A 25,491-nucleotide genomic window follows, 5' to 3' on the forward strand; every position below is an offset into this window, starting at 1 on the left:
GCACCCGCCCCGCCATCAAACCCCGTCGATATAGCTCAGCAGAGGCTGCCAGTCGCCGCGATGCTCGGCGGCGCGTTTGCCCGGCATGTCGAACAGGCTGAGACCGCTTTCCGCCGCGTCGGCGTAGATCTGGCTGTCGCGCAGCCGCGTCACCACCTGATGGCCGACGCCGCCCAGGAAGCGGTCGAGCCGGTCGGCGGCCTTGGTGCGGGCGCGCATGCGGTTGCCGACCACCGCCACCGTCGTCTTCTTCTTGGCGATCCGCTTCAACTCGTCCAGCTTGGTGAGGAAGCGCTGGGTCGCCTGCTCGTCGAAGGCGCCGGGCAACACCGGCAGCACGACGATGTCGGCCATCTTCACCAGATCCTCGATCTGCTTGGTCTTCAGCGCGGCCGGCGCGTCGATGACCAACCGCTTGGTCCCGCGCGGCGTGTCGGTGAAGTCCTTGGCCCAGTCCAGCCCGACCAGCGGCGGCGCCTTCTCCGGCCGGCGCTCCAGCCAGCCGAGCGAGGAGCGCTGGCGGTCGACGTCGGCCAGCACGGTGGGCAGGCCCGCCGCGGCGGACGCGGCGGCGAGGTGGGTGGCGACGGTCGTCTTGCCGCAGCCGCCCTTGATGTTGGCGACGAGGATCGTGAGCATGGCTGCGGACTCTACACCGCGGCGTCCGGCTTCGACCAGAAATGCTTGGTGTCGATGAAATCATGCCACAGGGCGACCAGCGCCGCCTCGGTGTCGGCCACCCCGCGGGCGTGCCAGCCGATGACGATGCCGGCGGCGCGCGGCTCGCCGGGGGCCGAGCGGCTGCCGTCGTCGTGCAGTTCGTGCAGAAGCCGCGTCGCCGTCGCCACGTCGTTCAGATGCCCCAGCGCGTCCTGCAGGGCGGCAAGCTGCTGGATGTAGCGGCGCACCGGCTTGTCGTCATACAGGCTGCGGAAGAACTCCACCGCATAGCGCAGCTTCTTCAGGGCGATGCGCAGCTGGTGGCGCTGGGCCACCGGCAGGTGGGCGAAGCCGTGGCCGGCCCGCTTGGCCTTCTTGTGGCGCTTGTTCAGCAGATGGTCGGCCAGCCCGATCACCGGCTGGAACAGCCGCACCGACTCCTCGCTGACCGGCTGGTCGCGCCAGCCGCGCTTCTCCACCCAGCTGCCGACCCCCAGCAGAAAGGCGGTGTAGCGTTCCGAGCGGATCGCCTCGCGCACGCCCTCATAGGCGCGCAGCCGCTTGGCCTCGGCCGCCGCCGCCAGCGTGTCGAGATCCTCGACCGCCGAGCGGCCATGGCCGTCGGCCTTGTGGAAGGCGTCCCGCACCGGCGCCAGCAGTTCCTCGCCGAACACGTCCCAGTCGCGCGCCGGCCCCAGGCTGCCCGCCAGCCACTTGATCTCGCCGACCAGCCACAGATATTGCGCGGCCGGAATGAAGGGCCGGAACAGCGCGGTCGCCGAGCGCAGCCGGCGCAGCGCGACGCGCATCTGGTGCACGCCCTCCGGATCCTCGCCGGCCAGCGTCACCGCCTCGTTCGCCACCATATGGGCGAGGCAGGCGCGCACGATCCGCGCCACCGCCCCTTCCACCGTGGTCTCCGGGTCCAGCACCAGCTTTTCAGCCTTCAGCGCCTTGTCGGCGGCGCCGTTCGCCAGCGCGTGGCCGCGTTCCGCCTTGGTCCGCATCTCCAGCCGCAGCGGGGCGGACTTGGTCAGCTCCTGCGCCAGATCGTAGAGCGCGGCGGGTGTGCCGCTCTTCAGCTCCAGTTCGACTTCGCACAGGTCGCGCGACCGGCCGTCGGGCAGTTCGATCCGGCCGCGGTCGAAGGCGACCTCGATCAGCGCGGCATCGTCGCCCTCGCCCAGCGTCACGTCCTGCGTGGTCCGTTCGACGATTGAGGTGAAGACCGGCCGCAGCTCCGAGTCGCTGAGCGACCCCAGCAGCTCTATGGCGGCGCCGTCGGCGATCAGCGTCAGGTCGGGCGCGGCGGAGGTCACCGCGCATTCCCACTCGCCGCGGCCCAGCCCGTCCTCGTCCGGCGCGGACTTGACCGTCTGGACATAGCCGTCGCCGGTCTTGCGCACCCGCAGCGTCACCTTCCGCCCGGCGAGCCGCCGGTCCTCGGTGTCGTAATAGGTGCTTTCCAGGGTCCGCGTCACCGCCGGCCCAGCCGTCCGGTCTGCGATGGCGGAAGCGGCGCGCAGCCTGTCGAAGTCTTCCGGCTTCGCCGCCAGCTTCAGTTCCGTCTCGCGGTTGATCTCGGCCTCAGCCATCGCCTGCGCTTCAACCCCCGTTTTGCGGCCCAGCGGCCTACAGTTGGGTGTTTGCACAGCCTATGGACAGGGTCAAGTTACGGAAATGTTGCAGGAGCCTGCGGTTGCGGTACTCCCCGCCCCTGCATCCCGGTTCGTTTCGAGATAACCGGAACGGAACCCCAAACATGCGGTTGCAGGGTCATTATGCCCCATTTCACCCCACCCTTGGGGCGTTGCAAAGCGAGCAGCGCTGTGGTTGGGTTCCCGCAAACTGAAACGGCCGGCCCGACAGGAACCGGCCATACTTGGGGAAGTGTGACGATGACCGATTTCAACACGATCGACGACCTTGAGGTGAGCGGCAAGACGGTGCTGGTCCGCGCCGACCTGAACGTTCCGATGCAGGATGGCAAGGTGTCCGACACCACCCGCATCGACCGCCTCGCCCCCACCCTGAAGGAGCTGTCCTCCAAGGGCGCCAAGGTCGTGGTCCTGTCGCATTTCGGTCGGCCGAAGAACGGCCCGGACGCCAAGAACTCCTTGCGCAACGTGCTGGACGCGCTCAGCGCCGCCGTCGGCCAGAAGGTGGCCTTCGCCGAGGATTGCGTCGGCGACAAGGCCAAGGAGGCCATCGCCAAGGTGCATGACGGCGCCATCGTGCTGCTGGAGAACACCCGCTTCCACGCCGAAGAGGAAAAGAACGATCCGGCCTTCTCCAAGGAAATGGCCGCGCTGGGCGACATCTACGTCAACGACGCCTTCTCCGCCGCGCACCGCGCCCATGCCTCGACCGAGGGCGTCGCCCGCCTGCTGCCGAACGCCGCCGGCCGCCTGATGGAAGCGGAGCTGAAGGCCCTGACGCTCGCGCTGGAGAAGCCGGAGCGCCCGGTCGCCGCCGTCGTCGGCGGTGCGAAGATCTCCACCAAGCTGGAACTGCTCGGCAACATGGTCCGCAAGGTGGACCTGCTGGTGCTGGGCGGCGGCATGGCCAACACCTTCCTGTTCGCCCAGGGCACCGATGTCGGCGCCTCGCTGTGCGAGAAGGACATGGCCGACCAGGCCCGCGCCATCATGGCGACCGCCAAGGAAGCCAACTGCGAGATCCTGCTGCCGAAGGACTTCGTCGTCGCCAAGGAGTTCAAGGCCGGCGCCGCCAACCGCGTCGTCGCCTTCGACGCCATCGGCGCCGACGAGATGGCTCTCGACATCGGCCCGGCCACGGTGGAGTTCCTGGGCGTGAAGCTGCAGGGCGCCAAGACCATCGTCTGGAACGGCCCGCTCGGCGCCTTCGAGATTCAGCCCTTCGACGCCGGCACCAACGCGGTGGCCGGTCTGGTCGCCGCCCGCACCGAGTCGGGCGGCCTGCTGTCGGTCGCCGGCGGCGGCGACACCGTCGCGGCACTCGCCCATGCCGGTGCCGAGGACAAGTTCACCTACGTCTCGGCCGCCGGCGGCGCCTTCCTGGAATGGCTGGAAGGCAAGGAGCTGCCGGGCGTCGCGGCGCTGAAGAAGTAAGGGTTACCCGGTCCAACGGGTTCGAGAAGGGGGGTGCCGCGGCGCCCCCCTTTTTTCATTGGTCCTGGCCGCCCCTGGGAGGACAAAGGCTTCCACACACCCTTTAGGACCAATTATGGGCGGGACCATAAATTATAGTCCGAAAAATAATCGGCCATAGTCCGCAGCCGCCCGCGCACACGAACCGTTTCCCCTTGCATCCGCCCGCGCAGATCGCCATAACAGCGGCGGGAGGCTGGCGTCGGACGAGTCCCTCGCCAACCCGGTCAGGTCCGGAAGGAAGCAGCCGCAACGAGTTACGGCTCGGGTCGTTCGTCCAGTCTCCCACCCTACCCGAAAATTGCCAGCACGAAACAGACGGCGACAGCGCGGCGCCGGGACGCTATCCTGCGGCCCGCAATTCCCCTCCCGTCGTTTCGACAGGCCAGCCGCGTGACCGATACCACCGCCGACATCACCGCCGTCTCCGCCCCCGCCGCGGCTCCCGCCACCGGGCAGGCTTACCGGGTGCTGGCGCGCAAATACCGGCCGAAGACCTTCGACGAGCTGATCGGCCAGGACGCGCTGGTCCGCACCCTGACCAACGCCATCCAGTCCGGCCGCATCGCCCAGGCCTTCATGCTGACCGGCGTGCGCGGCGTCGGCAAGACCACCACCGCCCGCATCATCGCCCGCGCGCTGAACTGCACCGGCCCGGACGGCACCGGCGGGCCGACGGTCACTCCCTGCGGCGTCTGCGACAACTGCCGCGCCATCGCCGAGGACCGCCACGTCGACGTGATGGAGATGGACGCCGCCAGCCACACCGGCGTCGACGACATCCGCGAGATCATCGACGGCGTGCGCTACTCGCCGGTCTCGGCCCGCTACAAGCTCTACATCATCGACGAGGTCCACATGCTGTCGAAGAGCGCGTTCAACGCGCTCCTGAAGACGCTTGAGGAACCGCCGAGCCATGTGAAGTTCGTCTTCGCCACCACCGAGATCCGCAAGGTGCCGGTGACGGTGCTGTCGCGCTGCCAGCGCTTCGACTTGCGCCGCGTCGACGCCCAGGTGCTGAAGGAGCATTTCACCCGCGTCACCGCCATGGAAGGCGCGGAGATCGAAGGCGATGCCGCCGCCCTGATCGCGCGGGCCGCCGACGGGTCGGTGCGCGACGGGCTGTCGCTCCTCGATCAGGCCATCGCGCTCGCCGCCGGCACCGTCACGGCGCAGCAGGTGCGCGACATGCTGGGTCTGGCCGACCGCACCCGCGTCATCGACCTGTTCGAGGCCGCCGTCTCCGCCAAGCCCGCCGAGGCGATGGACATCCTGGCCGACCTGCACCGGGTCGGCGCCGATCCGGTGGTGATCCTGCAGGACCTGCTGGACCTCGTCCACAATCTGACCCGCCTGAAGGTGGTGCCCGACAGCGCCAACGACCCGTCCCTGCCGGAAGCCGAACGCACGCGCGGCGCCACCCTGTCGACCAGGCTCGGCATGCCGGCGCTGACCCGGGCGTGGCAGCTGCTGCTGAAGGGACTGAACGAGGTACAGGCCGCCCCCGTGCCGCAACAGGCGCTGGAGATGGTGATCGTCCGCCTGTCCTACGCCGCCGACCTGCCGACGCCGGGCGACCTGATCCGCCAGTTCCAGGCCCAGCAGGCCAATGGCGGCAGTGGAGGCGCACCGATGGGCCGCGGCCCCGGCGGTGGCGGCGGTCCGGTCGCGGTCGCCAGCCAGTCGACGCATGCGGTCGCCCGCTCCATGGGTTCGGCCCAGCCGCAGAGCGCCCCCGTTGCGCAGGCGGCTCCCGCCCCCGCCACCCCGGCCCCCATTGCGGCCGGCGAGGAGCTGTCGCCGATGCCGCCGGACTTCCGGGCGCTGGTGCAGCTGTTTTCCGACCGGCGCGAGGGCGCGCTCTACGGCTACCTGATGGAGACGGTTCAGCTGGTCCGCATGGAGCCCGGCCGGCTGGAGCTGAAGCTCCGCCCCGCCGCCCCGCCGACCCTGCCGGCCAAGGTCGGGCAGTTCCTGAGCGAATGGACCGGCCATCGCTGGATCGTCGCCCTGTCCGAAGGCCCGGCCCAGCCGACGCTGGCCGAACAGGATCAGGCCGAAAAGCACCGCGCCTGGGCGGAGGCGCAGGCCAACCCGGTGGTGCGCGCCGTGCTCGACGCCTTCAGCGGCGCGAAGATCATCGACGTCCGCGACCTCGCCGAAGTTGCCGCGGCGGAGAGCGCGGCGGTTGCGGATGACGGCGAGACACCCGATTTCATGGTTCAGCAGCAGGACGATGGGGTCTATTACCCCCTCGACGACGAAGGAGAGTACTGACCGATGAAGAATATCGGCAACATGATGAAGCAGGCCCAGCAGATGCAGGCCAAGATGCAGGAAATGCAGGCGAGCCTGGAGCAGGTCGAAGTGACCGGCCAGAGCGCCGCCGGCATGGTCGTCGTGACCGTCAACGGCAAGAGCGAGATGAAGAAGGTCAAGCTCGACAAGTCCGTCGTCGATCCCGAGGACGTCGAGGTGCTGGAGGACCTGATCGTCGCCGCCTTCAACGACGCCAAGAAGAAGGTCGAACAGCACGTCGCCGAGGAGACCTCGAAGATGATGGGTGGCCTGAAGCTCCCGCCCGGCATGAAGCTGCCGTTCTGATCCCGAAATTATCCGTAAAAATCCCCTCTCCCCCCCGGGGAGAGGGTCAGGGTGAGGGGGATACGTTCCTTGGATTTTCCAGGCGTTGCGCAGTCCCTCACCCGGCTGCTGGAGCAGCCACCCTCTCCCTAGGGGGGAGAGGGTCCGCCCCCTCACCCGGACGGCTATCGCCGCCCGACCTCTCCCCGGGGGGGAGAGGCGAGTACGCTTGATGATCGGACCTGAAATCGAACGCCTGATCCAGTTGCTGTCCAAGCTGCCGGGGCTCGGCCCCCGGTCGGCGCGGCGGGCGGCTCTGCATCTGATGAAGCGGCGGGACAGCCTGCTGGTGCCATTGTCGGAAGCGATGGCGGCGGCCGGCGAGTCGATCCGTGCCTGCTCCATCTGCGGCAATCTCGACAGCCGCGATCCCTGCACCGTCTGCTCCGACCCCACCCGCGACCGTTCGGTCATCTGTGTGGTGGAGGATGCCGGCGATTTGTGGGCGCTGGAACGCACCCGCGCCTTCCGCGGCACCTACCATGTTCTGGGCGGCCTGCTGTCGGCCCTGCAGGGCGTCGGCCCCGACGACCTGAACATCGCCGGCCTCGCCGAACGCGCCAAGGACCCGGCGGTGCGGGAGATCATCCTGGCGCTGAACGCCACCGTTGACGGCCAGACCACCGCCCATGTGGTGACCGACCGCCTGACCGACTCCGACGTCTCGGTCTCCCGCCTCGCCCACGGCGTCCCCGTCGGCGGCGAACTGGACTATCTCGACGACGGCACGCTGACCGCGGCGTTGAAGGCACGGCGGCCGTTGTAGCTCCAGCCACGCGGCCTCCTCCCTAACCCTCCCCTCTTCGAGGGAGAGGGGACTGCCGCAATCTTACCCTCCGCTGCCGAAGCCGTGGGAGGGAGGGGGCACACGTACACGCCACGTACGCCCCCGCACTTCACGCATCGCGAACCGCCGTACACCGCACTTCACGAAGCCACGCCCGCCTCCCACGTACCCACGCTGGCACGTACACCCGCCTGCCGACGATGGTCCTTCGCAACCCACCTCCCCCGCGAAGGCACCATCCCGATGCGCAAACTCCCCGTCATCCTCCGCATCCTGCTGGGCTTCTCCCCCTGGCTGCTGTTCGGCGCCGTCCTGCCGCTCGCCGGACTGCTGCCGGCTTCCCTCGCCGCACTGGCGGCCAGCCTCGCCCTCTGCGTCCTCGACCGGCTGCGCGGTTCCTACAAGGCGCCGGAGCTGGTCGCCGCCGCCTTCTTCGCTGCCCTGCCGCTCTGCGCGCCGCTGGGCTGGGACTGGCCGGTGCACAATATCGGCCTCACGGTCCATTTGGCGCTGTCCGCCATGGCCTTCGGCAGCATCGCCATCGGCAGCCCCTTCACCCTGCAATATGCCCGCGACGACTGGCCGCGCGAGTATTGGCACCTGCCGCAGTTCGTCGCCGTCAACCGGCTGATGACGGCGGTGTGGGGCGTGCTTTTCCTGGTCGGCGGTCTCGGCTTCGCCGCCCTGCCCGGCTGGGAGGCGCCGGTCTCCGTCGGCGCCAGCGCGCTGGGCATGCTCGCCAACCGGCTGCTGCCGAACTGGCTCGTCACCATGGGCATGCGCCGCCGGCTCCGCGAGTCCGACCCGCACCCCTGGCCGGCTCCGGCGATCCTGAACCGGACGCGCACCGCCCCCGATGAGCGCGACGTGGTGGTGGTCGGGTCCGGCATCGGCGGGCTGACGGCGGCGGCGCTGCTGGCGCGGGCCGGGGCGCGGGTCACGGTTCTGGAGGCGCATGACCGCCCCGGCGGCTTCTGCACCAGCTGGACGGTCAAGGCGCGCAACCGCAGTGAACCGGGGGCCGAGCCCTTCCGCTACGTCTTCGATGCCGGCGTCCACGACATCAGCGGCGCCCAGCCCGGCGGCCCGGTCGACCATCTGCTGCGCACGCTCGGCGTTCGGGACCAAGTGGAGTGGCAGCCGGTCAGCCGCGGCGTGGCCATGAACGGCAGGTTGCTCCAACTGGCCGATGATGCCGACGGACTGGCAACCCAGATCGCCGCCGACCACCCGCCCAGCGCCGCCGGCGCCACTGCCTTCCTGGCGGAGATGCGGGCGATCTATGACGAGATGTTCCGCGGCTGTGGCGAGCACGGCCTGCCCAACATCCCCGATTCGGTAGCCGCGATGCGCCGCTACGTGACCGACTGCCCGCATGCCTTCCGATGGATGGGCCGGCCGTTCCAGGAGATGCTGGACCATTACATCCCCGACCCTGCCGGCCAGCGCCTGCTGACGGTGCTGACCGGCTATCTCAGCGACCGGGCGGACCTGCTGACCGCCGGCCAGATGGCGCCGATCTTCGGCTACTGGTTCAACGGCGGCCGCTATCCCGCCGGCGGGTCGCAGGCGCTGGCTGACGCGCTGGCCCAGTCGATCCGTTCCGACGGCGGCGAGGTTCGGCTGCGCACCCCCGTCAGCCGCATCCTGATCGAAAACGGCCGCGCTGCCGGTGTCGAGACCGCTGATGGCCGCGTCATCCGCGCCCCCGCCGTGATCTCCAACGCCGACGTGCGGCGGACCATGCTGGAACTGGTGGGGGCGGAGCATCTGCCGGCCGCCTACGCCGCCCGTTGCGCGGCGCTGCGTCCCTCGACCTCGGCCTTCATGGTCACGCTGGGGCTGGACATCGTCCCCGACCTGCCGGCAATGACCTTCCTGCCGCCTGATGAGGCCGGTTTCGGCATGGCGATCGCCGTCCCCTCCACCCACGACCGCAGCCTCGCCCCCGCCGGCCATGCCGCGGTGACCCTGCTGCGGCTGGCCCCGGCCGATGCCGGCTGGAACCGCGCCGATCCCGCCTACAAGGCGCGCAAGCGGGCGGAGGGCGACGCGATGGTCGCCGCCGCCGCCCGCCTGATCCCCGACTTGGAACGCCACATCACCACGCGGCAGGAGGCCAGCGCCGCCACCTTCGCCCGCTATGCCCACACCAGCGCCGGTAGCATCTACGGCATCGCCCCCGACCAGCAGCGGCTGACCCGCCGCAGCCCGATCCCCGGCCTGTGCCTGACCGGCGCCGGCGTCTTCCCGGGTCCGGGGGTGGAAGCCTGCGTCATCTCCGGCCGTCTGGCGGCCGAAGCCCTGCTGGGCAAGGAAAACCTGACGCCGGAGGCCCTGCGCGGCACCGCCGGGCGCGCCGTCCACGCCCCTGCCCTGCCGGTGGCGCAGATGGGCTGAGCCCTGGTTTTCAAACCTTGCCTGGAAAGCCGGCCAACGCCCGCACCTCGGCGGGGCTGCGGCCCTCATTGCGGAGCGAGCGCAGCGACTGGGCGCGGTCGCGCTTGGCCAGCCGCTCGCCCGCCGCGTTCCGCAGCAGGCCGTGATGGTGATAGTCCGGCGGATCGTAGCCCAGCAGCGCCTGCAGCAGCCGGTGCAGGTGGGTGGCGAAGAACAGGTCCTCGCCGCGGGTGACCAGCGTCACCCCCTGCAGATGGTCGTCGACGGTGACGCTGAGGTGATAGCTGGTCGGCGTGTCCTTGCGCGCCAGCACCACGTCGCCCAGCAGTTCCGGAGTCGCCTCCTGCCAACCCTTTGCCCGGTCGTGCCAGCGCAGCGGCCCGGTCAGCCGCCGGGCGGCCTCCACATCGAGTCGCAGCGCCCAACCGTCGCCACGGCCGCTTCGCTCGGCCCGCTCATCGGCCGAGCGATGCCGGCAGGTGCCGGGATAGAGCGGCCCGTCCGGGCCATGAGGCGCCGCACCGGCCCGCGCGATTTCGGCGGCGATATCCTTGCGGGTGCAGAAACAGGGATAGAGCACGCCCAGCGACTCGAGCCGGGCCAGCGCTGCGCGGAAATCGTCGAAATGATCGGACTGGCGCCGGATCGGGCCGTCCCAGTCGAGACCGAGCCACGCCAGATCCTCGATCAGGTCGCGCTCATACTCGGGGCGGCAGCGGTTGGGGTCGATGTCCTCGATCCGCAACAGGAAGCGGCCGGCGGCGCTACGGGCGGCGCTGCGGGCGGTGGTCCAGCCGAACAGCGCGGAATGGGCATGGCCCAGATGCAGGTGCCCGGTGGGGCTGGGGGCGAAGCGGGTGACGAGATCGCTCATCCCCGCTTTATAGCGGATCGCGCGCCGGACCGGGCGCGGGATGTGAAGGTCGGGTGCGGATCAGATGTAAGGATTGTCGCGGATCGGCTCGACCGGGATCTCTTCGCCTTCCAGATACAGCGCCAGACGGCGGCGCAGCTCGCGATCGAACGCATCGATGCGGATCTGGCGCTCACGCTCCTCGCGTTCACGGCGCTTCTGGGCGAGGTCGATGATGACGGCGGTCATGGCGGACTTTCCTCGGGGTCGCTTCCGGCCGGCTCGGACCGGCGGGATCGGCTTGGATCAACGAGACCCACCATGGCGCCGTCATGGTTAACGAGGGGTAAGCGCGCAAGGGAGATGGGCGGACTTTCTGCCGATGCCGTTGTCGATGTCACAGCCCCTGCGCGAAGGTCCGGACGGCGGTCTGCCGCCTTTCCGGGCATGTCCACAGCGCAAAAAAGGTTACACATCGGTGAAGAAATTCGGCCGCACCGGGTCAAGATGTTGAGTCCGGCCCCCTGATCCACTATGTATCTGGTTGTCCCGGATCGCCATCCGGCCGCCGGGGCGGAGCAGAGACGACCCCGCGCACAAGCCGCACCAGTGTCGCGTGCCGGGATCCAGACACGTCAGACAACGGTTTCAGATAAGGGAGTGGCCATTGGCTCCACCACCCGATCACTGTCCGGCTCTGGTGCTGAACGCGGATTTCCGCCCGCTCAGTTACTTCCCCTTGTCGCTATGGTCCTGGCAGGAAGCGGTCAAGGCGGTCTTTCTCGAACGGGTCAACATCGTATCGCACTATGACCGGGTCGTCAGATCCCCCAGTTTCGAAGTCCGGTTGCCCAGCGTCATCTCGCTGAAAGAGTTCATCCCGGCCACGCGCCGCCCAGCCTTCACCCGCTTCAACGTCTTCCTGCGCGACCGCTTCACCTGCCAGTATTGCGGCCGCCCCTTCCCCACCCACGACCTGACCTTCGACCATGTGATCCCGCGGTCCCGCGGCGGTCGGACGACGTGGGAAAACGTCATCACATCCTGTTCGGCCTGCAATCTGGCGAAGGGCGACCGCCTTCCCCACGTCTGCGGCATGATCCCCCTCAGTCCGCCCTTCCAGCCCAGTGCGTATGAGCTGCAAGAGAACGGACGCGCCTTCCCGCCAAACTTCCTCCATGAAAGTTGGCGGGATTTTCTTTATTGGGACTCGGAATTGGACCCGATGTAGCACGGTGCGGATGGGGGGACGCTGTCGCCCCCCTGCGCCCGCCGGTTACGCCCGCCCGCTACACCCTTTCGGCCACCCAGATCACCGCCCGGGTGCCGGCCTTGATCGCCGCCGACAGGATCGGATAGCCCGCCGCGCGCTCCGCCTCGTTCTGCAGCCCGATGTCGCGGTGCTCGACCTCCTCCGCCTGGAACTTGCGGATGCTGTCGGTCAGCTCCTGCTCCTCGGGGCCGAGATGCTTCAACTGCGCCTCGTAATGCTCCTCGATCACCTCTTCCACCGCGACGGTGCAGGCCATCGCCGCGCGCTCGCCCAGGATCGCGGTGCCGGCGCCCAGCAGGAAGCCGGTGACGTGCCACAGCGGCTGCAGCAGGGTCGGCCGCACCCGGCGCCGGTTCAGCTGCTTTTCGAAATATTCCAGATGGACCAGCTCCTGCTCCGCCATGTGGCGCAGGGTCCTGCCGTGGCGCCCCTTGCCCATGACGGCGATCTGGCCCTCATAGATGCGCTTGGCGCCGTACTCGCCGGCATGGTCGACCCGGACGATGCGGGCCAGCCGCTCTCGCCGCGGCAGATCGCCGGGCAGCGAACCGGGCAGCGATCCGGAACGCGAAACAGCGGAGGCAGACGTCGTTTCACTCACAATGCGGTCCTCGACACCGGGGTGCGGGTGTAGGCGATGCGTGCCGCGACGAAGGCGTAGGCCGCCAGCGCCAGCGAGATCACCACGTTGTAGCCCGCCATTGAGATCCCGAACAGCGACCACGCCACTTCGTCACAGCGGGTGACCGGGGCGGCCATCACCTGGGCGCGCAACGCCTCCAGCGAATTGGCCGGCGCCGACCCGCCGCAGGACGAGGTGCCGGCCCACCAATGCTGCTCCACCCCGACATGATAGGCGGCGATGCCGGCGCCGGCCAGCAGGGCCAGCCCGCTCACCACCAGCAGCGCGTCGCCCAGCCCCTTCCAGCGGCGGAACAGCCAGGTCACCAGCCCCAGCACCATCACCGCCACATAGGGCCAGCGCTGCATGATGCACAGCACGCAGGGTTGGTAATCCAGCACGAACTGGAAGAACAGGGCCGACAGCAGCACCCCGGCGCTGGCCAGCGCCAGCAGCAGGGCGGCCACGCGGGGATCGTCGAAGATGCGGGACATGAAGGGCTTGGTCGTCATGGCCGACAAGGTAGCGCGTACTGGGCCGTTCGGCCAGACGTCCGCGACACCCGCGGCGCTCCTGCGACGGCATGGCAGGGGCCACGGCCGCTTCGTGGAATAAGCGGCACCGCGGCGGCGTCCCCCACGCCTTGCGATGTCCCGACGGGGTTGCCCGGACGCCCCGTTCTTTTGCACTTTCCGTTTCCGGACGGTTGCGTTAGAAGAGGCGTCGCTGCGGGCGTGGTGAAATTGGTAGACGCGCCGGACTCAAAATCCGGTTCCGCAAGGAGTGTCGGTTCGAGTCCGACCGCCCGCACCACCCGATCCCCTCACCTGGGATCGTGCTGTCGGATCAGCCGGCTTCCGGTCAGCCGGCCGTCTTTTCGGCGAACTGGTCGAACGCCTCGACCGCCTGGGCGGCATACATCACCGACGGCCCGGCGCCCATATAGACCGCCATCCCCATCGTCTCCATCACCTCGTCGCGGCTCGCCCCCTGCTTCATCGCCGCTTCCGCATGGAAGGCGACGCAGCCGTCGCAGCGAATCGCCACCGCGATGGCCAGCGCAATCAGTTCCTTGGTCTTGGTGTCGAGCGCATTCGCCTTCAGCGCCGCCTGGGCCATTCCGGAAAAGGCCTTCATGACGTCGGGCGCACCACCGCGCAATTCGCGGATGGCGCCGGACAACTCACCAGTCATCTGCGGCCAGTTCTTATGCATGGTCGTCTCCTGTTCTCGAATGGCGTCCGCCGGACCATCTGTGCCCAGGCGGCACCGCCATTCATTGACAATAAATTAGAATATACTAATCTATAGGTCAAGGGCCGACCGCGGCCGCACTCTCCTCCCTTGCAAGGACCACGAACCATGTCGCTGTGCTCGCTTTTCCGCCGCCTGATTCCCGCCGCTCCCTCGGATGGACAGGGCGGCGCCGGCCGCATCCAGCAGATCGACGCCGCGACCGCGATCCAATGGCTGTCCAAGGGCGAGGCGGTGATCGTCGACGTCCGCGAACCGCATGAGCACGCGGCCGGCCACATCCCCGGCGCGATCCTGAACCCGCTGTCGCGGTTCGACCCGTCGCGCGTGCCCACCGACTCGGGCAAGCATCTGGTCTTCCACTGCCAGGGCGGCATGCGCTGCGGCCCGGCGGCGGAGCGCATGATGGCCGCCGGCCACACCGGCACCATCAACCGTCTGCGCGGCGGCTTTGCCGCCTGGGTCAATGCCGGCGGAAAGGTGGAGCGCTGATCGGGAGGCGGGCCGGTCGAAGCCGCTGGCCTGTGCGCAGCCGGGGACGTATGAGTCCCTACGCCGCAGGCAACAAGCAGAGACCGCCACATGAAGCCCGTCCCTTCCTCGATCTTGGTCGATGAAGCCGCCCCGCAGACCTTCACCCTGACGGTGATGTTCGACGGCCAGCGCTTCGACTGCGGCAGCTACATCAGCCGTGCCGCCGCGATGCAGGCCGGCCGCCTGTTCCTCCAGCGCAAGGAGGGCGAGGCGGCCAACGGCCGGACCAGGCGGAAGCCGGGCAGGAAATGATGCCCGACAGGACGCCGAACGACGACCGCCCGCGCATGGCCGCCAATCTCGGCGCCGCTATCGCCATCATGATCGTCCTCATGCTGGGCTATTGGCTGATGGATGCCTTGATGCGGCAGTCGAAGACCGAAGACTGCCTGCTGGCCCACCGCCGGACCTGCGGCCCGGTCGAGGCGCGGTGAGCGACCGCCGGTGCGGGAGTCGCACGGATGGGGTGCGAGCGGGTCCTGGAGCGTTCCGGCCCTCCGGAGCCGCCCCGCACAGAGCGGGAAAATTTGTTTCTTTTCAAAGTGGTGCGGGCGGCGGGACTCGAACCCGCATACCTAAGGGTGAGGGATTTTAATACTCAAGCCTCTGACTTTGCGGCGAATTGAGCAAGTTTGCCATGCGTTGCGAATATGCTGAAATCCTGCCATTTTCCTGCCTTCCTCGTTTGTTCATGTTTGCGGTAGGATGCCCTCGCTTGATCCCTGGTGATTGCTGGGTGATTGCTGACGCGCAGAGACGGCGGACGACATGTAGGCCAAGATCACGAAGCGGCTCGTCGACAGCTTGGGTCCGGGTGAGCGGGAACTCTTCGTCTGGGACACCGGGCTGAAGGGCTTCGGCCTGAAGGTCACCCCGTCCGGCAGCAAGGTGTATCTCATCCAGTACCGCCTCGGCGGGCGCGGCTCGACGACCAAGCGATACACCGTTGGGAAGCACGGACCGTTCACCCCGGACACCGCGCCGATAGGGCCGAAAAGCTGCTGGCGAAGGTGTCGAACGGCATCGACCCGGCGGCGGAGGAGAAGGCGCAACGCGCCCAAGCCTACACGGTGCTCGACCTGTGCAAGCGCTACCTCGAAGAGCATGTCGACGTGAAGAACCGGACCAGCACGGCGAAGGGCTTCCGCCGGCTGGTCGACAAGCACGTGAAGCCCGTCCTGGGCGAGCTTGCCGTCTCGGCGGTCACCCGCGCCGATATCTCGAAGCTGCACCACGACATGCGGGCGACTCCCCGCCAGGCCAATCAGACGCTGGCCGTGATGTCGAAGATGTTCCACCTCGCCGAGGTCTGGGGCTTTCGCCCGGACGAGCCGAACCCCTGCCGGAAGATCGAGCGGTACAAGGAGGCGAAGCGGGAGCGCTTCCTGTCCGAAGGCGAACTCGCCACCTTGGGCGCCGTTCTGTCGGAGCGTGAGCCGACGGAGTTGCCGGGCGTCATCAACGGCATCCGGTTGCTGCTACTGACGGGCTGTCGTCTGGGCGAAGTGGTGGGGCTGCGTTGGGACGAAGTCGACCTCACCGCCGGCGCGCTCATCATCCCGGAGGAGAAGGGAAAGGCTGGCGCCCGCGTCCATCCCATCGGCGCCCAGACCATCGCCTTCCTGAACGAGTTGCCGCGGGCCGGAGAATGGGTGCTGTTCGGCCGGGACCCGAAAGAATCGTTGTCGAAAAACACGATGGAGAACGCATGGCGCCGTATCCGGGAAAAGGCGAAGCTGGACGACATGCGCCTCCATGACCTCCGCCATACGGTCGGCACATACGCCGGCCAGACCGGAGCCAACGCCTTCCTGGTGCGCGACAAGCTCGGGCACAAGACGCTGGCAATGACTAGCCGTTACGTCAACCGGGACGCCGATCCGCTGCGGACCCTATCGGACAAGGTGGAGAACCGCATCACAGCAGCGCTCAACTCCCAAAAGGGCAATCCCAAAGCGGAAGAAAGCAATGTCATATCGCTCACAACGCGACACGCATAGGCAACCCCCTATTGGTTCACTACATTGTATCGCTTAAGTTCATCTCGCGTTAGCCAATGAACATTATCCTTATGAGTCTCAACGATTGGCACCATAAGCTCGAGACTTACCGACATCTCAACTAAATACTTAGCCTGCGCGGCAGCCGATCTCGCAGCCCATTGTTCAACGTGTGGAATAATAGCTCGTGCTGCGTTGGCACCATAATTCCTAATCAACACGGTGATAGTTGCCAGTAGCTCCGGATCAACTTCTCGGGCTGTCATATGCACTCCGATCCGGCCGTCGACGACACGGAAAACGCCTCCAATAAAAGCATAAGCACAGGCGCTGGCACAGATAGCTTCTGGAGGAACGCGTGTCGCTAAGCCCGTTCTTCTCAGATAACGACCGACCGCCAAACCGGCGTAAAGCGAACCTCCATCCGACGACAGCCATACTTCGTCGACACGCCCCGCTCGCTCCACGGCCCTCTTCAGGCGCTTGTCGTCGTCTGGCACAAATGTGCCAGTGGCGAGCAGGATTTGCTCATTGCCGACCACCCGCTGCTTGAACTCCAGAGCGTCCGCGCCTCGATAAGCGCCAACGATCCAGATAAACAGGATAGCCAATATAACTTGTGTTCTACTCACGCCGCCCGCCGCGTCCAACCCACCGCTCCAGGAGCCCGGCAGTATTCGACTTGGTCGGCCTGCTCTTTGCCATCAACGTAGATCACCTCCCGAGCAGTCTTACATACCGTCTCCATTTGAGGCGGTGGAGGCTCGACCACAGAAGCCGGCTTTGGCGTCTTTTCTACCGGGACGGAAGCGGTCTGCACCCTCGCCGGCTTGTCTCCGTTCTTGGCGCGCGATGGCTTCGGAGCGGAGTTCTCCTGCTGGCTTTTTGAGGCAGGAGCGGGCATGGTGTCCGGAACCATAGCGAGATAACGCTCTCGACTAATCTCGACCACACTTCCGTTACTCGGGCACCGCTGCGCCTCCAGCCGATACGGCCTGCCGTTGCCAGGATCGCAGTAGACAACCGGTCCAGTATAGGGCGCCTCCGTCACGGGCATGGTAACCGTTTGCCCTGTGGGAGTCGGCATTACAGTCGTGGGGACGGTGCGAGTGCCAAGAATTTCGGTCCGGCCATAGACCGTCGTTGGATTCTTGGGGCTGGCCCAATAGATCGTCGAACCATTCCCATTCAAGGCCGCCTGCGTGGCCTCCTGTTGCTTGGCTCGATCGACATCATCGATGATTTGGCCGACCATGGATCCGGCGATGAAACCGGCGACACCGCCGAACAGGGCGCCACCAGCCGCCCCCATATCGCTATTTCCCCCGATGGCCGCCCCGACAACCACCCCCAGCACGGTTCCGATAGCGCCACCCGCCTCCTTGGCGTTCTGCGCGTTGCAGCCACCAAGGAGAATGGCGGCACCCAACGCAGCAACAGATGCCCCCTTATGTGTGCATCGGCCTGCAACACTGGGCCAGTTTCAGGGGTGATCGGCGTCCAATAACCAGCCACCCCTGATCTGGCAGACTACCACCCTGGGTTTGGACGACAGGGTGGCGGACAGGGATGTTGACGGTGGAGACGATCGCACGGATACGACGCGAGCACGCGAAGGGGAAAAGCATCCGGGCCATTGCCCGGTCGCTGAAGGTGTCGCGGGAGACGGTGACGAAATACCTGCGCTCGGGCGAGACGGCGCCGCGCTACGAACGCCAGCACCAGCCGCTTCCGAAGTTGGCCGGGTTCCAGGAGGAGCTGGAACGGCTGATCACGGAGAACGAGCGGCGGCCGGTGCGTGACCGGCTCGATTATCTGGGGCTCTTCGGACGGCTGAAGGATGCCGGGTTCCAGGGCGGCTACGACACGGTGCGGCGCTACATCAAGCGCTTCAAGCAGCGCCAGCCGCCGAGTGGGCCGGTGAACGCCTACGTTCCGCTCACCTTTGCCCCGGCCGAGGCGTACCAGTTCGACTGGGCGGAAGAGTGGATCATCCTGGACGGCGTGACGACCAAGGTGCAGGTGGCCCATGCCCGCCTGTGCCACAGCCGCATGCCGTTCGTGGCGGTCTACCCGCGCCAGACCCAGGAGATGGTGTTCGACGCCCACGCCCGTGCCGCGGCCTTCTACGGCGGCCTGTGCGAGCGCGGCATCTACGACAACATGAAGACGGCGGTGGACGCCGTATTTGTCGGCAAAGAGCGCCGCTTCAACCGCCGCTTCGCCCAGATGTGCTCGCATTACCTGGTCGAGCCGGTGGCCTGCACCCCGGCTTCGGGCTGGGAAAAGGGCCAGGTCGAGAACCAGGTCGGCACCTTGCGCCAGCGGCTGTTCACGCCGCGGCTGCGGGCCAAGACGCTGGAAGAGGTGAACGACCGCCTGCACGACGAGGTGATCGTCTGGGCCCAACAGACGCCGCATCCAGAGGATAGGAGCCGGACGGTGTGGGAGGTGTTCCAGGCGGAGCGGCCGGCGTTGATCACCGTGAGCGATCCTTTCGACGGCTTCCACGAGGCCACGCTCAGCGTCTCGAAAACCTGCCTGATCCACTTTGACCGCAACCGCTACAGCGTGGCCGCGATCGCCGCCGGCAAGCCGGTGCAGGTCCGCGCCTACGCGACACGGATCGTGGTGTGGTTCAACGGCGCGATCGTCGCCGAGCACCCACGAGCTTTCGGGCACGGCCACACGCGGTACAATCCGCTGCACTACCTGCCGGTTCTCGTCCGCAAGCCGGGGGCGCTGCGCAACGGGGCGCCGTTCCGGGACTGGGATTTGCCGCCAGCCCTGGCGACGGTGCGGACCCGCCTGGGCCGCGGCGACGACGCTGACCGGCAGTTCGTTGGCGTGCTCGCCGCCATCCTCACCGATGGCCTGGAGGCGGTGGAGGTCGCCTGCCGCGAGGCACTGGCGAGCGGTACGCACAGCCGGGACGTGATCCTGAACATCCTCGCCCGGCGCCACGACGTCACACCGGCACCGGCCATGGCGGTGCCGACGGCGTTGACGCTGTCCATCGAGCCGGCCGCCGACTGCGGGCGCTACGACCGCCTGCGCGCGGTGCGGGAGGGCTGCCATGGAACGGCATGAGCTGATGGCGCTGATGGCCGAGCTCAGCTTGGCCGGCATGCGTGCCGCCTACGACGAGGTGATGAGCGACGGGCTGAAGCGGCAGCGCACCGTCCAGCAGATCCTGGGCGATCTGCTGGCGGCGGAGCGGGCGGAGAAGCAGGCGCGCTCGATCCGTTACCAGCTCGGCGCCGCCAAGCTGCCCCTGGCCAAGACGCTGGCCGAGTTCGACTTCACCGCCAGTCCCCTCAACGAGGGGCTGGTGCGCGACCTGCACGATGGCGGCTTTCTGGAAACCCAGCGCAACGCCGTGTTCATCGGGGGAACCGGGACCGGCAAGACGCACATGTGCATCGCCATTACGGCCAACTGCGTGCGCCGCGGCGCCCGTGCCCGGTTCTTCAACGTCATCGACCTGGTGAACCGGCTGGAGGCCGAAGCCCGGATCGGGCAGGCGGGCAAGCTCGCTGACCAGTTGACCCGCGTTGATCTCGTGGTGCTGGACGAACTCGGCTACCTGCCGTTCTCACAGAGTGGCGGCCAACTGCTGTTCCACGCGCTCAGCCAGTTGTACTCGCGGACCTCGGTGTTGATCACCACCAACTTGAGCTTCGCTGAATGGCCAACGGTGTTCGCTGGCGACGCCAAGATGACCACCGCTTTGCTCGACCGGCTGACGCATCACTGCGACATCCTGGAAACCGGCAACGAGAGCTGGCGGTTCAAGAACCGCTCCTGATCCAAAGCCCTCCCCCCGTCCGTTGCCCAGGGGGGCCCACAGGCCCCTCCCACACGCGCCGCTGCGTCAGCCATGAGGGCACTCCGCGGCGCGCGCGGGACCCTCCCGTGGACTCCCTGGACAACAGGTTCTGCAACCGCAAGCGTGGCTGGAAATTGCAAGCCGATGCCGGCTGGAAATTGGAAGCCGGTTGACACCCGGCGCAAGCCTGCATGACGATACCGACGCGCTCCGACGGGGCGCTGGCGTCGATCACGGCTTCCTCGACGGGGGCGATGCGGATCGGGATGAGGAAGCTCATGCCGAGGCTCCCCCCTCCAGCCGGTCGGCCAGCGTGGTCAGCCGGCCGGCGATGGCGCGGATCTCCGCGGGGGCGGGATGCTGGGGCAGCGCCTCCAGATCAGCGACCACGCCGCCGATGGTCTGAACGGGCGTCAGCGGCCGGGCGATGCGCAGCCGGCGGCGAACGGGGAGGCGGAGGACGGACGCGGTCATAGCGGCGCCACCCAGCCAGCCAGTTCTGCCAGCGTGCGCGCGGTAGCGGCAGAAAGGCCATAGTATCGGATCAGTCGCGAAGTCGGGAAGATTGCGGATGAGGATGGTTCCGGATTAAGATGGGCCGTCAGCTCACCCATGTTTCCGGTTCCAACCGCTCCGCGTACTGCCAACGCGGGGCGGTTTTTCATCACGCGGCCTCCCTCGACTCGGACGACGAGCGTCGCGGCTTCGAGAGGCAAGACACCGCCCATTCCCGAAGAGGGCCGGCCTGGTACTTGGCGAAGCGTCCAAAGTGCTGGACCGGCGGCCCGTCGGAGCGGCGAGTGAACCAAGTCGCCAGGGTGGCCGGCGACGTCTTCAGCCCAAGTGCCGTGAGCAAATCAGCCGCTTCCCTGCGGCTCAGCCATTTGCTGTCAGGAACCCGAAGGAGGCCGTTGTGAGAGCCTTCGGCGAACGAACTGAAGTTGTCCATTTCAGGCCGCCCTCCCAAAAGAAGGCGTTCTGGCAGGCGATGAGTTCAGAATTGACGCAACCCACCGATCCAAACTCTCTGGGGTGTAAAGCGCGAAACGACCATCCGACACATAGTCGGGGCCCCGCCCCTCGCAAGCCAATCGCGCCAAAGTCTGCGGAGCGCGACGGACTCCATGTCGGTCCAGCAAGTATTCACTTGCCTTCTTTCGATTGAGACGTGGAGGGTTCGACATTGATTATCTTTCCTCTTACGTTCCAGATCGGCAATCGCCGGAAACAAGAGGAAGATATCACCCCAAAAATCCTTGGTCTCTTCAGTTTAATCCCGTTTTATTGCGCGCGATTTGGAGCGCTGAATTTTTCTGAATAACGCAGAGCGAGTCTCTTCGCCGCGCTTTTCAAAGTGCCTGAACCTATGTCTTCGCCCCTCAGTTTGGCGCGTTCCGCCACCTCTTCAGCGGCGGGGTGTGGCTGAAGGCTTGGCTTTTCCAGCATCAACCTGTGCATCTCCTCAAGGTATGGCTCGTCGGCTCTTTGCCGGCCGCTTCCCTTCGTGCGTCCCCTTCGGGGTTTCGAATGCTCCGTTTCCTGCTGCGTGGCGAGCAACTGCTCCGCTGGGTGCTTCGTCCCACCAGCTGGCAACGGAGAGGCCTCCTCCGTCGGAGCGGACGGCGCGGGCCAAAGTTCGTCCAAAGTTGGCGCCTGCCCTCGCGGGCTATACCACGCTGCCAGTGCTTCCCTGGTCACCAGAAGGCCAAGGACGAACTCCTTTCTGTCGTCGCCCTTCAGATCCTGCATCATGATCTCTATGGCTTCGGGAGATACCGGCATCAACGCGCCCCGAACACGCGGGTCCCGGCGGTGAGCGCGAGTCATCACCGCAAGCCGGCCGGCGCGAATGGCGGGGATGGCGTCTGCAAGGAATGCCTCCTCGCGTCGGTCTTCCAGGTCGCGGACTACCTCCCTTATGGTGTTGGCCTTCCTATCGCGGAAATCGGGCTGGGGGGCGCCATCGTCGACGAACGTCAGATCGGGGAACAGATTCTGCGGCGGCAACCAAACTGGGCGGGGCCAGCCCAACGCCACGCCGTGGGCATCGTACCACACCGCAAGGTCTTCGCACCGGATGCGAAGTGGGTCGAGATAGTAGGTGTGAGCCCATTCTGGAAGGTCTCGAAAGTTTAAGCGTGCAAGATTCGCCGGGAGCTTCGGTAGATCGCCGCCGTGTGCGCTTGCATACATCGCAATACCGGACGCCACCTGATCAGGGGTGTAGGGAACAAGCACAAACTCGGCGGTTTCCTCTTCGTCTGGCTGCGTTGGGTCTTCACCGTCGGACTGCGCATACCAAATGAATCGCTGCTGCTCCTCCGATCCTGCGGGAAGGTCAGTTGGCGACACCGGATCACCTTCGGTAGGCACGACAACCCACCCCAAGATCCGACGCTCCCCGCATATGCTCGAGTCATAGATCGCTCCAGAAACGCCCTCCACTCTCGCGGCGATCTGCATGAAGGGTGGAGGCTCCGCGCGCTTTCGCGTGCGAGTGCATGTCCCCTCCACGGGATTGCCTGAGAAGGATTCGGTATCGCCATTGGGAAGACGCCCGCCTTTTGGCGGATGCGCCATAACTGTGAATGACCGCTCCCTCTTCATGAACTCGTAGCGCATGAGGGCCCGGTACAGCGCGGTCTCGATCTCCATCAAGCCGGGAGCACCAGGGCAACGGCTCCAATGCTCGGCAACCTCGACAAGGGACGGAATTCCAGGGATCCGGAAACGGTTGGGCAAGTCAACGCCTCCGCATGGCGTGCCGCATGGTCGATAGGAGCGGAAACCCGGTGCGGTACCGGGCTTGTCGGATGGCCGTCCTATCCGCTCCTATCTGAAGTAGTGAGCGGCATCGGAGACTGCCAATCACGCGGCAGCGTCCTCACGGACGCACCAAGTTCGCCGAAACCGATCCGCGTGATTGCTATGTGATTGCTGGCAGATTTACCGCTGAACACCTACCAGCAGCTATTCCGGGTTTTCTCCAACATTTTCAATGTGGTGCGGGCGGCGGGACTCGAACCCGCATACCTTAGGGTGAGGGATTTTAAGTCCCTTGCGTCTACCGGTTTCGCCACGCCCGCGCCCCGGACTCTGCCACCGCAATCCAGCCCGTGCGACCGGATCCGTACGGCAAAGCTCACGTCCACGGAGCGGTCCTGCGCTGCCCGCGCAGATTGCATACTTTCATATGCAACGCACCGTTCCGTGGTCATGACTTAGACAATCGCGGGGCTGCGGGTCAAGAGGCCTTCGCAATACCGCAGGCATTCCCATATCGAAGGATGCGCAACTGGGAGACAGGCCCGGGACAGGGCCGGCATAGGGAGGGAGGCGGCGTGAACGAGACGCAATGGATGTCGCTGGTGGCGCTGCTGATGGTCGCGGTCCTGGTGGTGCCGGCCGCTCTTCGCCGGAACCGCGGAGTCGTGCTGCGCAATGCCGCGCTCTGGCTGGCGCTGATCGTCGCCCTGGTCTGGGCTTACGACCATTTCGGGCCGTTCGGCAACTGACGCCGGGCGTTCGGCAGCGGGTTTAAGGACGGGTGTCCTCGTTCATCGTCATGATGCCGATTCCCATCGACACGCTGCCGAAGGTCAGCATCAGGCCGGCATAGAGCATCACCGTGGCGGTGATGCCGTAGTCGCTGTTGCCGATCAGCGTCGCCAGCTTGGCGACGTCGAACCACAAGAGCCCGGATGCCAGAACCACGGCGCCGACGATGCCGGCGAACAGATGGCGGAGAAGAAACAGCAGCGCTGCTTTCTCGAAGCTCTTCATGGCGGGACTCCCGCGGCAAAGCTGATTTGGATGACAGCCAGTTAATGTAGGACCGAATCGGTCCGCGACAATCGACCCGCCGACATACCGGCGGTCATAGCCCGACTACCCTTTCGTACCAACCGTGACGGTGGGCGTGCCGCCCAGGCGGCGGACGATCTCCGCCAGTTCGTCGGTCGCGGCGGTCACCTCCGCCTCGTCGGTGCCGCGCAGCACCAGGCTGACGCCGAAGAAGCCGGCGCGGAAGTAAGGATAGCTGCCGATCTCCAGCGCCGGGTGGCGGTCCTGCAGAGCCGACAGCTCGGCGGCGATCACCCCCTCCGCCAGTTCGCAGGCCACCGTGCGGGCATGCAGGGCCGGGCCGCCGGCCAGCCGCGGCAGGATGCCGTCCAGCATCGCCCGCATGATGTTCGGCACGCCGGCCATGACGAAGACGTTGCCGATCTGGAATCCCGGCGCCTGGCTGATCGGGTTGTCGATCAGGATGCCGCCGGCCGGGACGTTGGCCATGCGCAGCCGCGCCTCATTCAGTTGGCCGGCGGCGTAATGACGCTCCAGCCGGGCGACCGCCTCCGGATTGCGCTCCAGCGCCACGCCGAAGGCCTTGGCGACGCAGGCGGCGGTGATGTCGTCGTGGGTCGGGCCGATGCCGCCGGTGGTGAAGACATAGGTGTAGCGGGCGCGCAGCGCGTTGACCGCGGCGACGACCTCCTCCTCCACGTCCGGCACCACGCGGGCCTCGCGCAGCCGCACGCCGATCTCCGTCAGCTTCTCGGCGATGTGGCCGAGGTTGGCGTCCTTGGTGCGGCCCGACAGGATCTCGTTGCCGATCACCAGGACGGCGGCAGTGGGATTTGCAGCGGTCGGGTTTGCGGCAACCGGGTTTTCTGCGGTCTCGGACGTCATGGCGGTGCGGGTCTCCGTGGAACGCTCTTGTCGAGCGGGAAGGCCAGGGGTAGCGTCGCGGCCAAGATGCGCTTTCCCACCCCCCTTCTTCAAGGCCGCCTGATCCGCCGCTACAAGCGGTTTCTCGCCGATGTCCTGCTGGACGGGGTGGAGGTGACGGCGCATGTCCCCAATTCCGGCAGCATGATCGGGCTGGACATCCCCGGCTCCATCGTCTGGCTGTCGCGCTCCGACAACCCCAACCGCAAGCTGGCCTACACGCTGGAGCTGGTGGAGGCCGCCGCCCCGTGGGGCGAGGGGCTGGTCGGCGTCAACACCGGCCATCCCAACGCGCTGGTCGCCGCCGCCATCGCCGCCGGCACCATCCCGGAACTGGCCGGCTACGACCGGCTGCGGCGCGAGGTGAAGTACGGCCGCAACAGCCGCATCGACGTGCTGCTGGAGGACGACCTGGCCAAGCCAGACGCCCGGCCTCCCGCCTATGTCGAGGTCAAGAACGTCCACCTCCGCCGCCCCGACGGCCCGCATGGTGACGCCGCCGAATTCCCCGACTGCGTCACCGCCCGCGGCGCCAAGCATCTGGAGGAGATGGCGGCGATGGTGGCCCAGGGCTGCCGTGCGGTCATGCTCTACCTTGTCCAGCGCGGCGATTGTTCCCATTTCCGCACGGCGGCCGATCTCGATCCGACGTATCATGATGGTCTGCGCAGCGCGCTGGATTCGGGGGTGGAGGCGCTGTGTTGGTCTTGCGCGATCACGCCCGAATCGATTGAATTGGACCGGCCGCTGCCGATCCGGCTTTAGGGCTGCGGCGGG

General features: G+C 66.9%; 27 protein-coding genes, 2 tRNA genes and 1 other RNA gene. 16 read left to right on the forward strand and 14 right to left on the reverse strand.

The features are described from left to right. Nucleotides 1-15 precede the first annotated feature (15 nt). Together B9N97_RS24595 and B9N97_RS24600 are read right to left on the reverse strand one after the other, a co-directional pair. Nucleotides 16-639 carry a ParA family protein gene (locus B9N97_RS24595; protein ID WP_085090297.1) on the reverse strand — a complete coding sequence of 208 codons (624 nt, stop codon included), beginning with the start codon at nt 637-639 and terminating at the stop codon, nt 16-18. An 11-nt stretch (nt 640-650) separates the two neighbouring features. Next, a complete protein-coding gene (locus tag B9N97_RS24600; RefSeq protein WP_085090298.1) occupies nt 651-2,255 on the reverse strand; it encodes a CYTH and CHAD domain-containing protein in 1,605 nt (534 codons plus the stop codon). Between the two features lie 303 nt (nt 2,256-2,558). On the opposite strand from B9N97_RS24600, the gene B9N97_RS24605 reads away from it, so the two are divergent. From B9N97_RS24605 to B9N97_RS24630, 6 genes are all read left to right on the forward strand, one after another. Beyond that, complete coding sequence (locus B9N97_RS24605) at nt 2,559-3,752, forward strand: phosphoglycerate kinase (RefSeq protein WP_085090299.1); 1,194 nt, start codon at nt 2,559-2,561, stop codon at nt 3,750-3,752. Between the two features lie 230 nt (nt 3,753-3,982). Further along, an RNA gene (gene ffs / locus B9N97_RS24610) (signal recognition particle sRNA small type) lies at nt 3,983-4,080 on the forward strand. A 104-nt stretch (nt 4,081-4,184) separates the two neighbouring features. Then, nucleotides 4,185-6,068 carry a DNA polymerase III subunit gamma/tau gene (locus B9N97_RS24615; protein WP_085090300.1) on the forward strand — a complete coding sequence of 628 codons (1,884 nt, stop codon included), beginning with the start codon at nt 4,185-4,187 and terminating at the stop codon, nt 6,066-6,068. Between the two features lie 3 nt (nt 6,069-6,071). Further along, nucleotides 6,072-6,395 carry a YbaB/EbfC family nucleoid-associated protein gene (locus B9N97_RS24620; RefSeq protein WP_085090301.1) on the forward strand — a complete coding sequence of 108 codons (324 nt, stop codon included), beginning with the start codon at nt 6,072-6,074 and terminating at the stop codon, nt 6,393-6,395. 211 nt (nt 6,396-6,606) lie between these two features. Beyond that, nucleotides 6,607-7,200, forward strand: coding sequence for a recombination mediator RecR (gene recR / locus B9N97_RS24625; RefSeq protein WP_085090302.1), 594 nt, complete (start codon nt 6,607-6,609; stop codon nt 7,198-7,200). Nucleotides 7,201-7,464: 264 nt separating this feature from the next. Continuing rightward, nucleotides 7,465-9,621 (forward strand): phytoene desaturase family protein, encoded by a 2,157-nt coding sequence (locus B9N97_RS24630; protein WP_085090303.1) that lies wholly within the window; start codon nt 7,465-7,467, stop codon nt 9,619-9,621. Nucleotides 9,622-9,631: 10 nt separating this feature from the next. On the opposite strand, the gene gluQRS is transcribed toward B9N97_RS24630, so the two are convergent. Together gluQRS and B9N97_RS35745 are read right to left on the reverse strand one after the other, a co-directional pair. After that, entirely contained in the window at nt 9,632-10,495 is an 864-nt protein-coding gene (gluQRS, locus tag B9N97_RS24635; RefSeq protein WP_085090304.1) for a tRNA glutamyl-Q(34) synthetase GluQRS, read from the reverse strand. A gap of 60 nt (nt 10,496-10,555) precedes the next feature. Beyond that, nucleotides 10,556-10,723, reverse strand: coding sequence for a hypothetical protein (locus tag B9N97_RS35745; RefSeq protein WP_014248815.1), 168 nt, complete (start codon nt 10,721-10,723; stop codon nt 10,556-10,558). Between the two features lie 418 nt (nt 10,724-11,141). Between B9N97_RS35745 and B9N97_RS24640 the strand changes: the two genes are divergently transcribed. After that, entirely contained in the window at nt 11,142-11,705 is a 564-nt protein-coding gene (locus B9N97_RS24640; protein WP_042688610.1) for an HNH endonuclease, read from the forward strand. Nucleotides 11,706-11,763: 58 nt separating this feature from the next. Here B9N97_RS24640 and B9N97_RS24645 read toward each other — a convergent pair whose 3' ends face one another. Both B9N97_RS24645 and B9N97_RS24650 read right to left on the reverse strand, forming a co-directional pair. Beyond that, the gene (locus B9N97_RS24645) at nt 11,764-12,348 is read right to left on the reverse strand and encodes a demethoxyubiquinone hydroxylase family protein (RefSeq protein ID WP_085090305.1); all 585 of its coding nucleotides are present in this window, start codon (nt 12,346-12,348) and stop codon (nt 11,764-11,766) included. Continuing rightward, nucleotides 12,345-12,881: a disulfide bond formation protein B gene (locus B9N97_RS24650; RefSeq protein WP_244560881.1), complete on the reverse strand. Its 537-nt coding sequence runs from the start codon at nt 12,879-12,881 to the stop codon at nt 12,345-12,347. The genes B9N97_RS24645 and B9N97_RS24650 overlap by 4 nt, the downstream gene beginning before the upstream one ends. Before the next feature lie 216 nt (nt 12,882-13,097). On the opposite strand from B9N97_RS24650, the gene B9N97_RS24655 reads away from it, so the two are divergent. Further along, nucleotides 13,098-13,182, forward strand: a tRNA-Leu gene (locus B9N97_RS24655). 48 nt (nt 13,183-13,230) lie between these two features. Here B9N97_RS24655 and B9N97_RS24660 read toward each other — a convergent pair. After that, a complete protein-coding gene (locus tag B9N97_RS24660) occupies nt 13,231-13,584 on the reverse strand; it encodes a carboxymuconolactone decarboxylase family protein (RefSeq protein WP_085090306.1) in 354 nt (117 codons plus the stop codon). Nucleotides 13,585-13,731: 147 nt separating this feature from the next. Between B9N97_RS24660 and B9N97_RS24665 the strand changes: the two genes are divergently transcribed. The 4 genes from B9N97_RS24665 to B9N97_RS24680 all read left to right on the forward strand — a co-directional run bounded on the left by B9N97_RS24665 (nt 13,732) and on the right by B9N97_RS24680 (nt 16,157). After that, nucleotides 13,732-14,115 carry a rhodanese-like domain-containing protein gene (locus B9N97_RS24665; protein WP_085090307.1) on the forward strand — a complete coding sequence of 128 codons (384 nt, stop codon included), beginning with the start codon at nt 13,732-13,734 and terminating at the stop codon, nt 14,113-14,115. 90 nt (nt 14,116-14,205) lie between these two features. Beyond that, on the forward strand, nt 14,206-14,409 hold the full coding sequence (locus B9N97_RS24670; protein ID WP_085090308.1) for a hypothetical protein: 204 nt from the start codon (nt 14,206-14,208) through the stop codon (nt 14,407-14,409). Further along, the gene (locus B9N97_RS24675; protein ID WP_085090309.1) at nt 14,406-14,591 is read left to right on the forward strand and encodes a hypothetical protein; all 186 of its coding nucleotides are present in this window, start codon (nt 14,406-14,408) and stop codon (nt 14,589-14,591) included. The genes B9N97_RS24670 and B9N97_RS24675 overlap by 4 nt, the downstream gene beginning before the upstream one ends. Before the next feature lie 576 nt (nt 14,592-15,167). Continuing rightward, nucleotides 15,168-16,157 carry a tyrosine-type recombinase/integrase gene (locus B9N97_RS24680; protein WP_208621247.1) on the forward strand — a complete coding sequence of 330 codons (990 nt, stop codon included), beginning with the start codon at nt 15,168-15,170 and terminating at the stop codon, nt 16,155-16,157. A gap of 8 nt (nt 16,158-16,165) precedes the next feature. Here the strand turns inward: B9N97_RS24680 and B9N97_RS35190 are convergent, their stop codons facing one another. Both B9N97_RS35190 and B9N97_RS35195 read right to left on the reverse strand, forming a co-directional pair. Next, nucleotides 16,166-16,807 carry a COG3904 family protein gene (locus B9N97_RS35190; RefSeq protein WP_143266836.1) on the reverse strand — a complete coding sequence of 214 codons (642 nt, stop codon included), beginning with the start codon at nt 16,805-16,807 and terminating at the stop codon, nt 16,166-16,168. Then, nucleotides 16,786-17,586, reverse strand: a complete 801-nt coding sequence (locus B9N97_RS35195; protein WP_143266837.1) for a hypothetical protein — start codon at nt 17,584-17,586, stop codon at nt 16,786-16,788. Before B9N97_RS35195 ends, B9N97_RS35190 begins: the two co-directional genes overlap by 22 nt. 140 nt (nt 17,587-17,726) lie before the next feature. Between B9N97_RS35195 and istA the strand changes: the two genes are divergently transcribed. Together istA and istB are read left to right on the forward strand one after the other, a co-directional pair. Next, nucleotides 17,727-19,247: an IS21 family transposase gene (gene istA / locus B9N97_RS24685; protein WP_085082850.1), complete on the forward strand. Its 1,521-nt coding sequence runs from the start codon at nt 17,727-17,729 to the stop codon at nt 19,245-19,247. Beyond that, on the forward strand, nt 19,234-19,965 hold the full coding sequence (istB, locus tag B9N97_RS24690; protein ID WP_085082852.1) for an IS21-like element helper ATPase IstB: 732 nt from the start codon (nt 19,234-19,236) through the stop codon (nt 19,963-19,965). Before istA ends, istB begins: the two co-directional genes overlap by 14 nt. A gap of 297 nt (nt 19,966-20,262) precedes the next feature. Here istB and B9N97_RS24695 read toward each other — a convergent pair whose 3' ends face one another. From B9N97_RS24695 to B9N97_RS24710, 3 genes are all read right to left on the reverse strand, one after another. Beyond that, the gene (locus B9N97_RS24695; RefSeq protein WP_085090310.1) at nt 20,263-20,460 is read right to left on the reverse strand and encodes a hypothetical protein; all 198 of its coding nucleotides are present in this window, start codon (nt 20,458-20,460) and stop codon (nt 20,263-20,265) included. Nucleotides 20,461-21,267: 807 nt separating this feature from the next. Continuing rightward, complete coding sequence (locus B9N97_RS24705) at nt 21,268-22,641, reverse strand: hypothetical protein (RefSeq protein WP_085090312.1); 1,374 nt, start codon at nt 22,639-22,641, stop codon at nt 21,268-21,270. Nucleotides 22,642-22,987: 346 nt separating this feature from the next. Continuing rightward, nucleotides 22,988-23,072: transfer RNA gene (locus tag B9N97_RS24710), tRNA-Leu, on the reverse strand. A 255-nt stretch (nt 23,073-23,327) separates the two neighbouring features. On the opposite strand from B9N97_RS24710, the gene B9N97_RS35750 reads away from it, so the two are divergent. After that, nucleotides 23,328-23,501 (forward strand): hypothetical protein, encoded by a 174-nt coding sequence (locus tag B9N97_RS35750; protein WP_167393351.1) that lies wholly within the window; start codon nt 23,328-23,330, stop codon nt 23,499-23,501. A 22-nt stretch (nt 23,502-23,523) separates the two neighbouring features. On the opposite strand, the gene B9N97_RS24715 is transcribed toward B9N97_RS35750, so the two are convergent. Both B9N97_RS24715 and B9N97_RS24720 read right to left on the reverse strand, forming a co-directional pair. Next, nucleotides 23,524-23,769, reverse strand: a complete 246-nt coding sequence (locus tag B9N97_RS24715) for a hypothetical protein (RefSeq protein ID WP_085090313.1) — start codon at nt 23,767-23,769, stop codon at nt 23,524-23,526. A gap of 105 nt (nt 23,770-23,874) precedes the next feature. Beyond that, nucleotides 23,875-24,675: a competence/damage-inducible protein A gene (locus tag B9N97_RS24720; RefSeq protein ID WP_085090314.1), complete on the reverse strand. Its 801-nt coding sequence runs from the start codon at nt 24,673-24,675 to the stop codon at nt 23,875-23,877. A 66-nt stretch (nt 24,676-24,741) separates the two neighbouring features. Here B9N97_RS24720 and sfsA point away from each other — a divergent pair, with 66 nt between their 5' ends. After that, nucleotides 24,742-25,479, forward strand: coding sequence for a DNA/RNA nuclease SfsA (sfsA, locus tag B9N97_RS24725; protein WP_085090315.1), 738 nt, complete (start codon nt 24,742-24,744; stop codon nt 25,477-25,479). Nucleotides 25,480-25,491 lie beyond the last annotated feature (12 nt).

The organism is Azospirillum oryzae, assembly GCF_900177515.1.
Lineage (GTDB): Bacteria > Pseudomonadota > Alphaproteobacteria > Azospirillales > Azospirillaceae > Azospirillum > Azospirillum oryzae_A.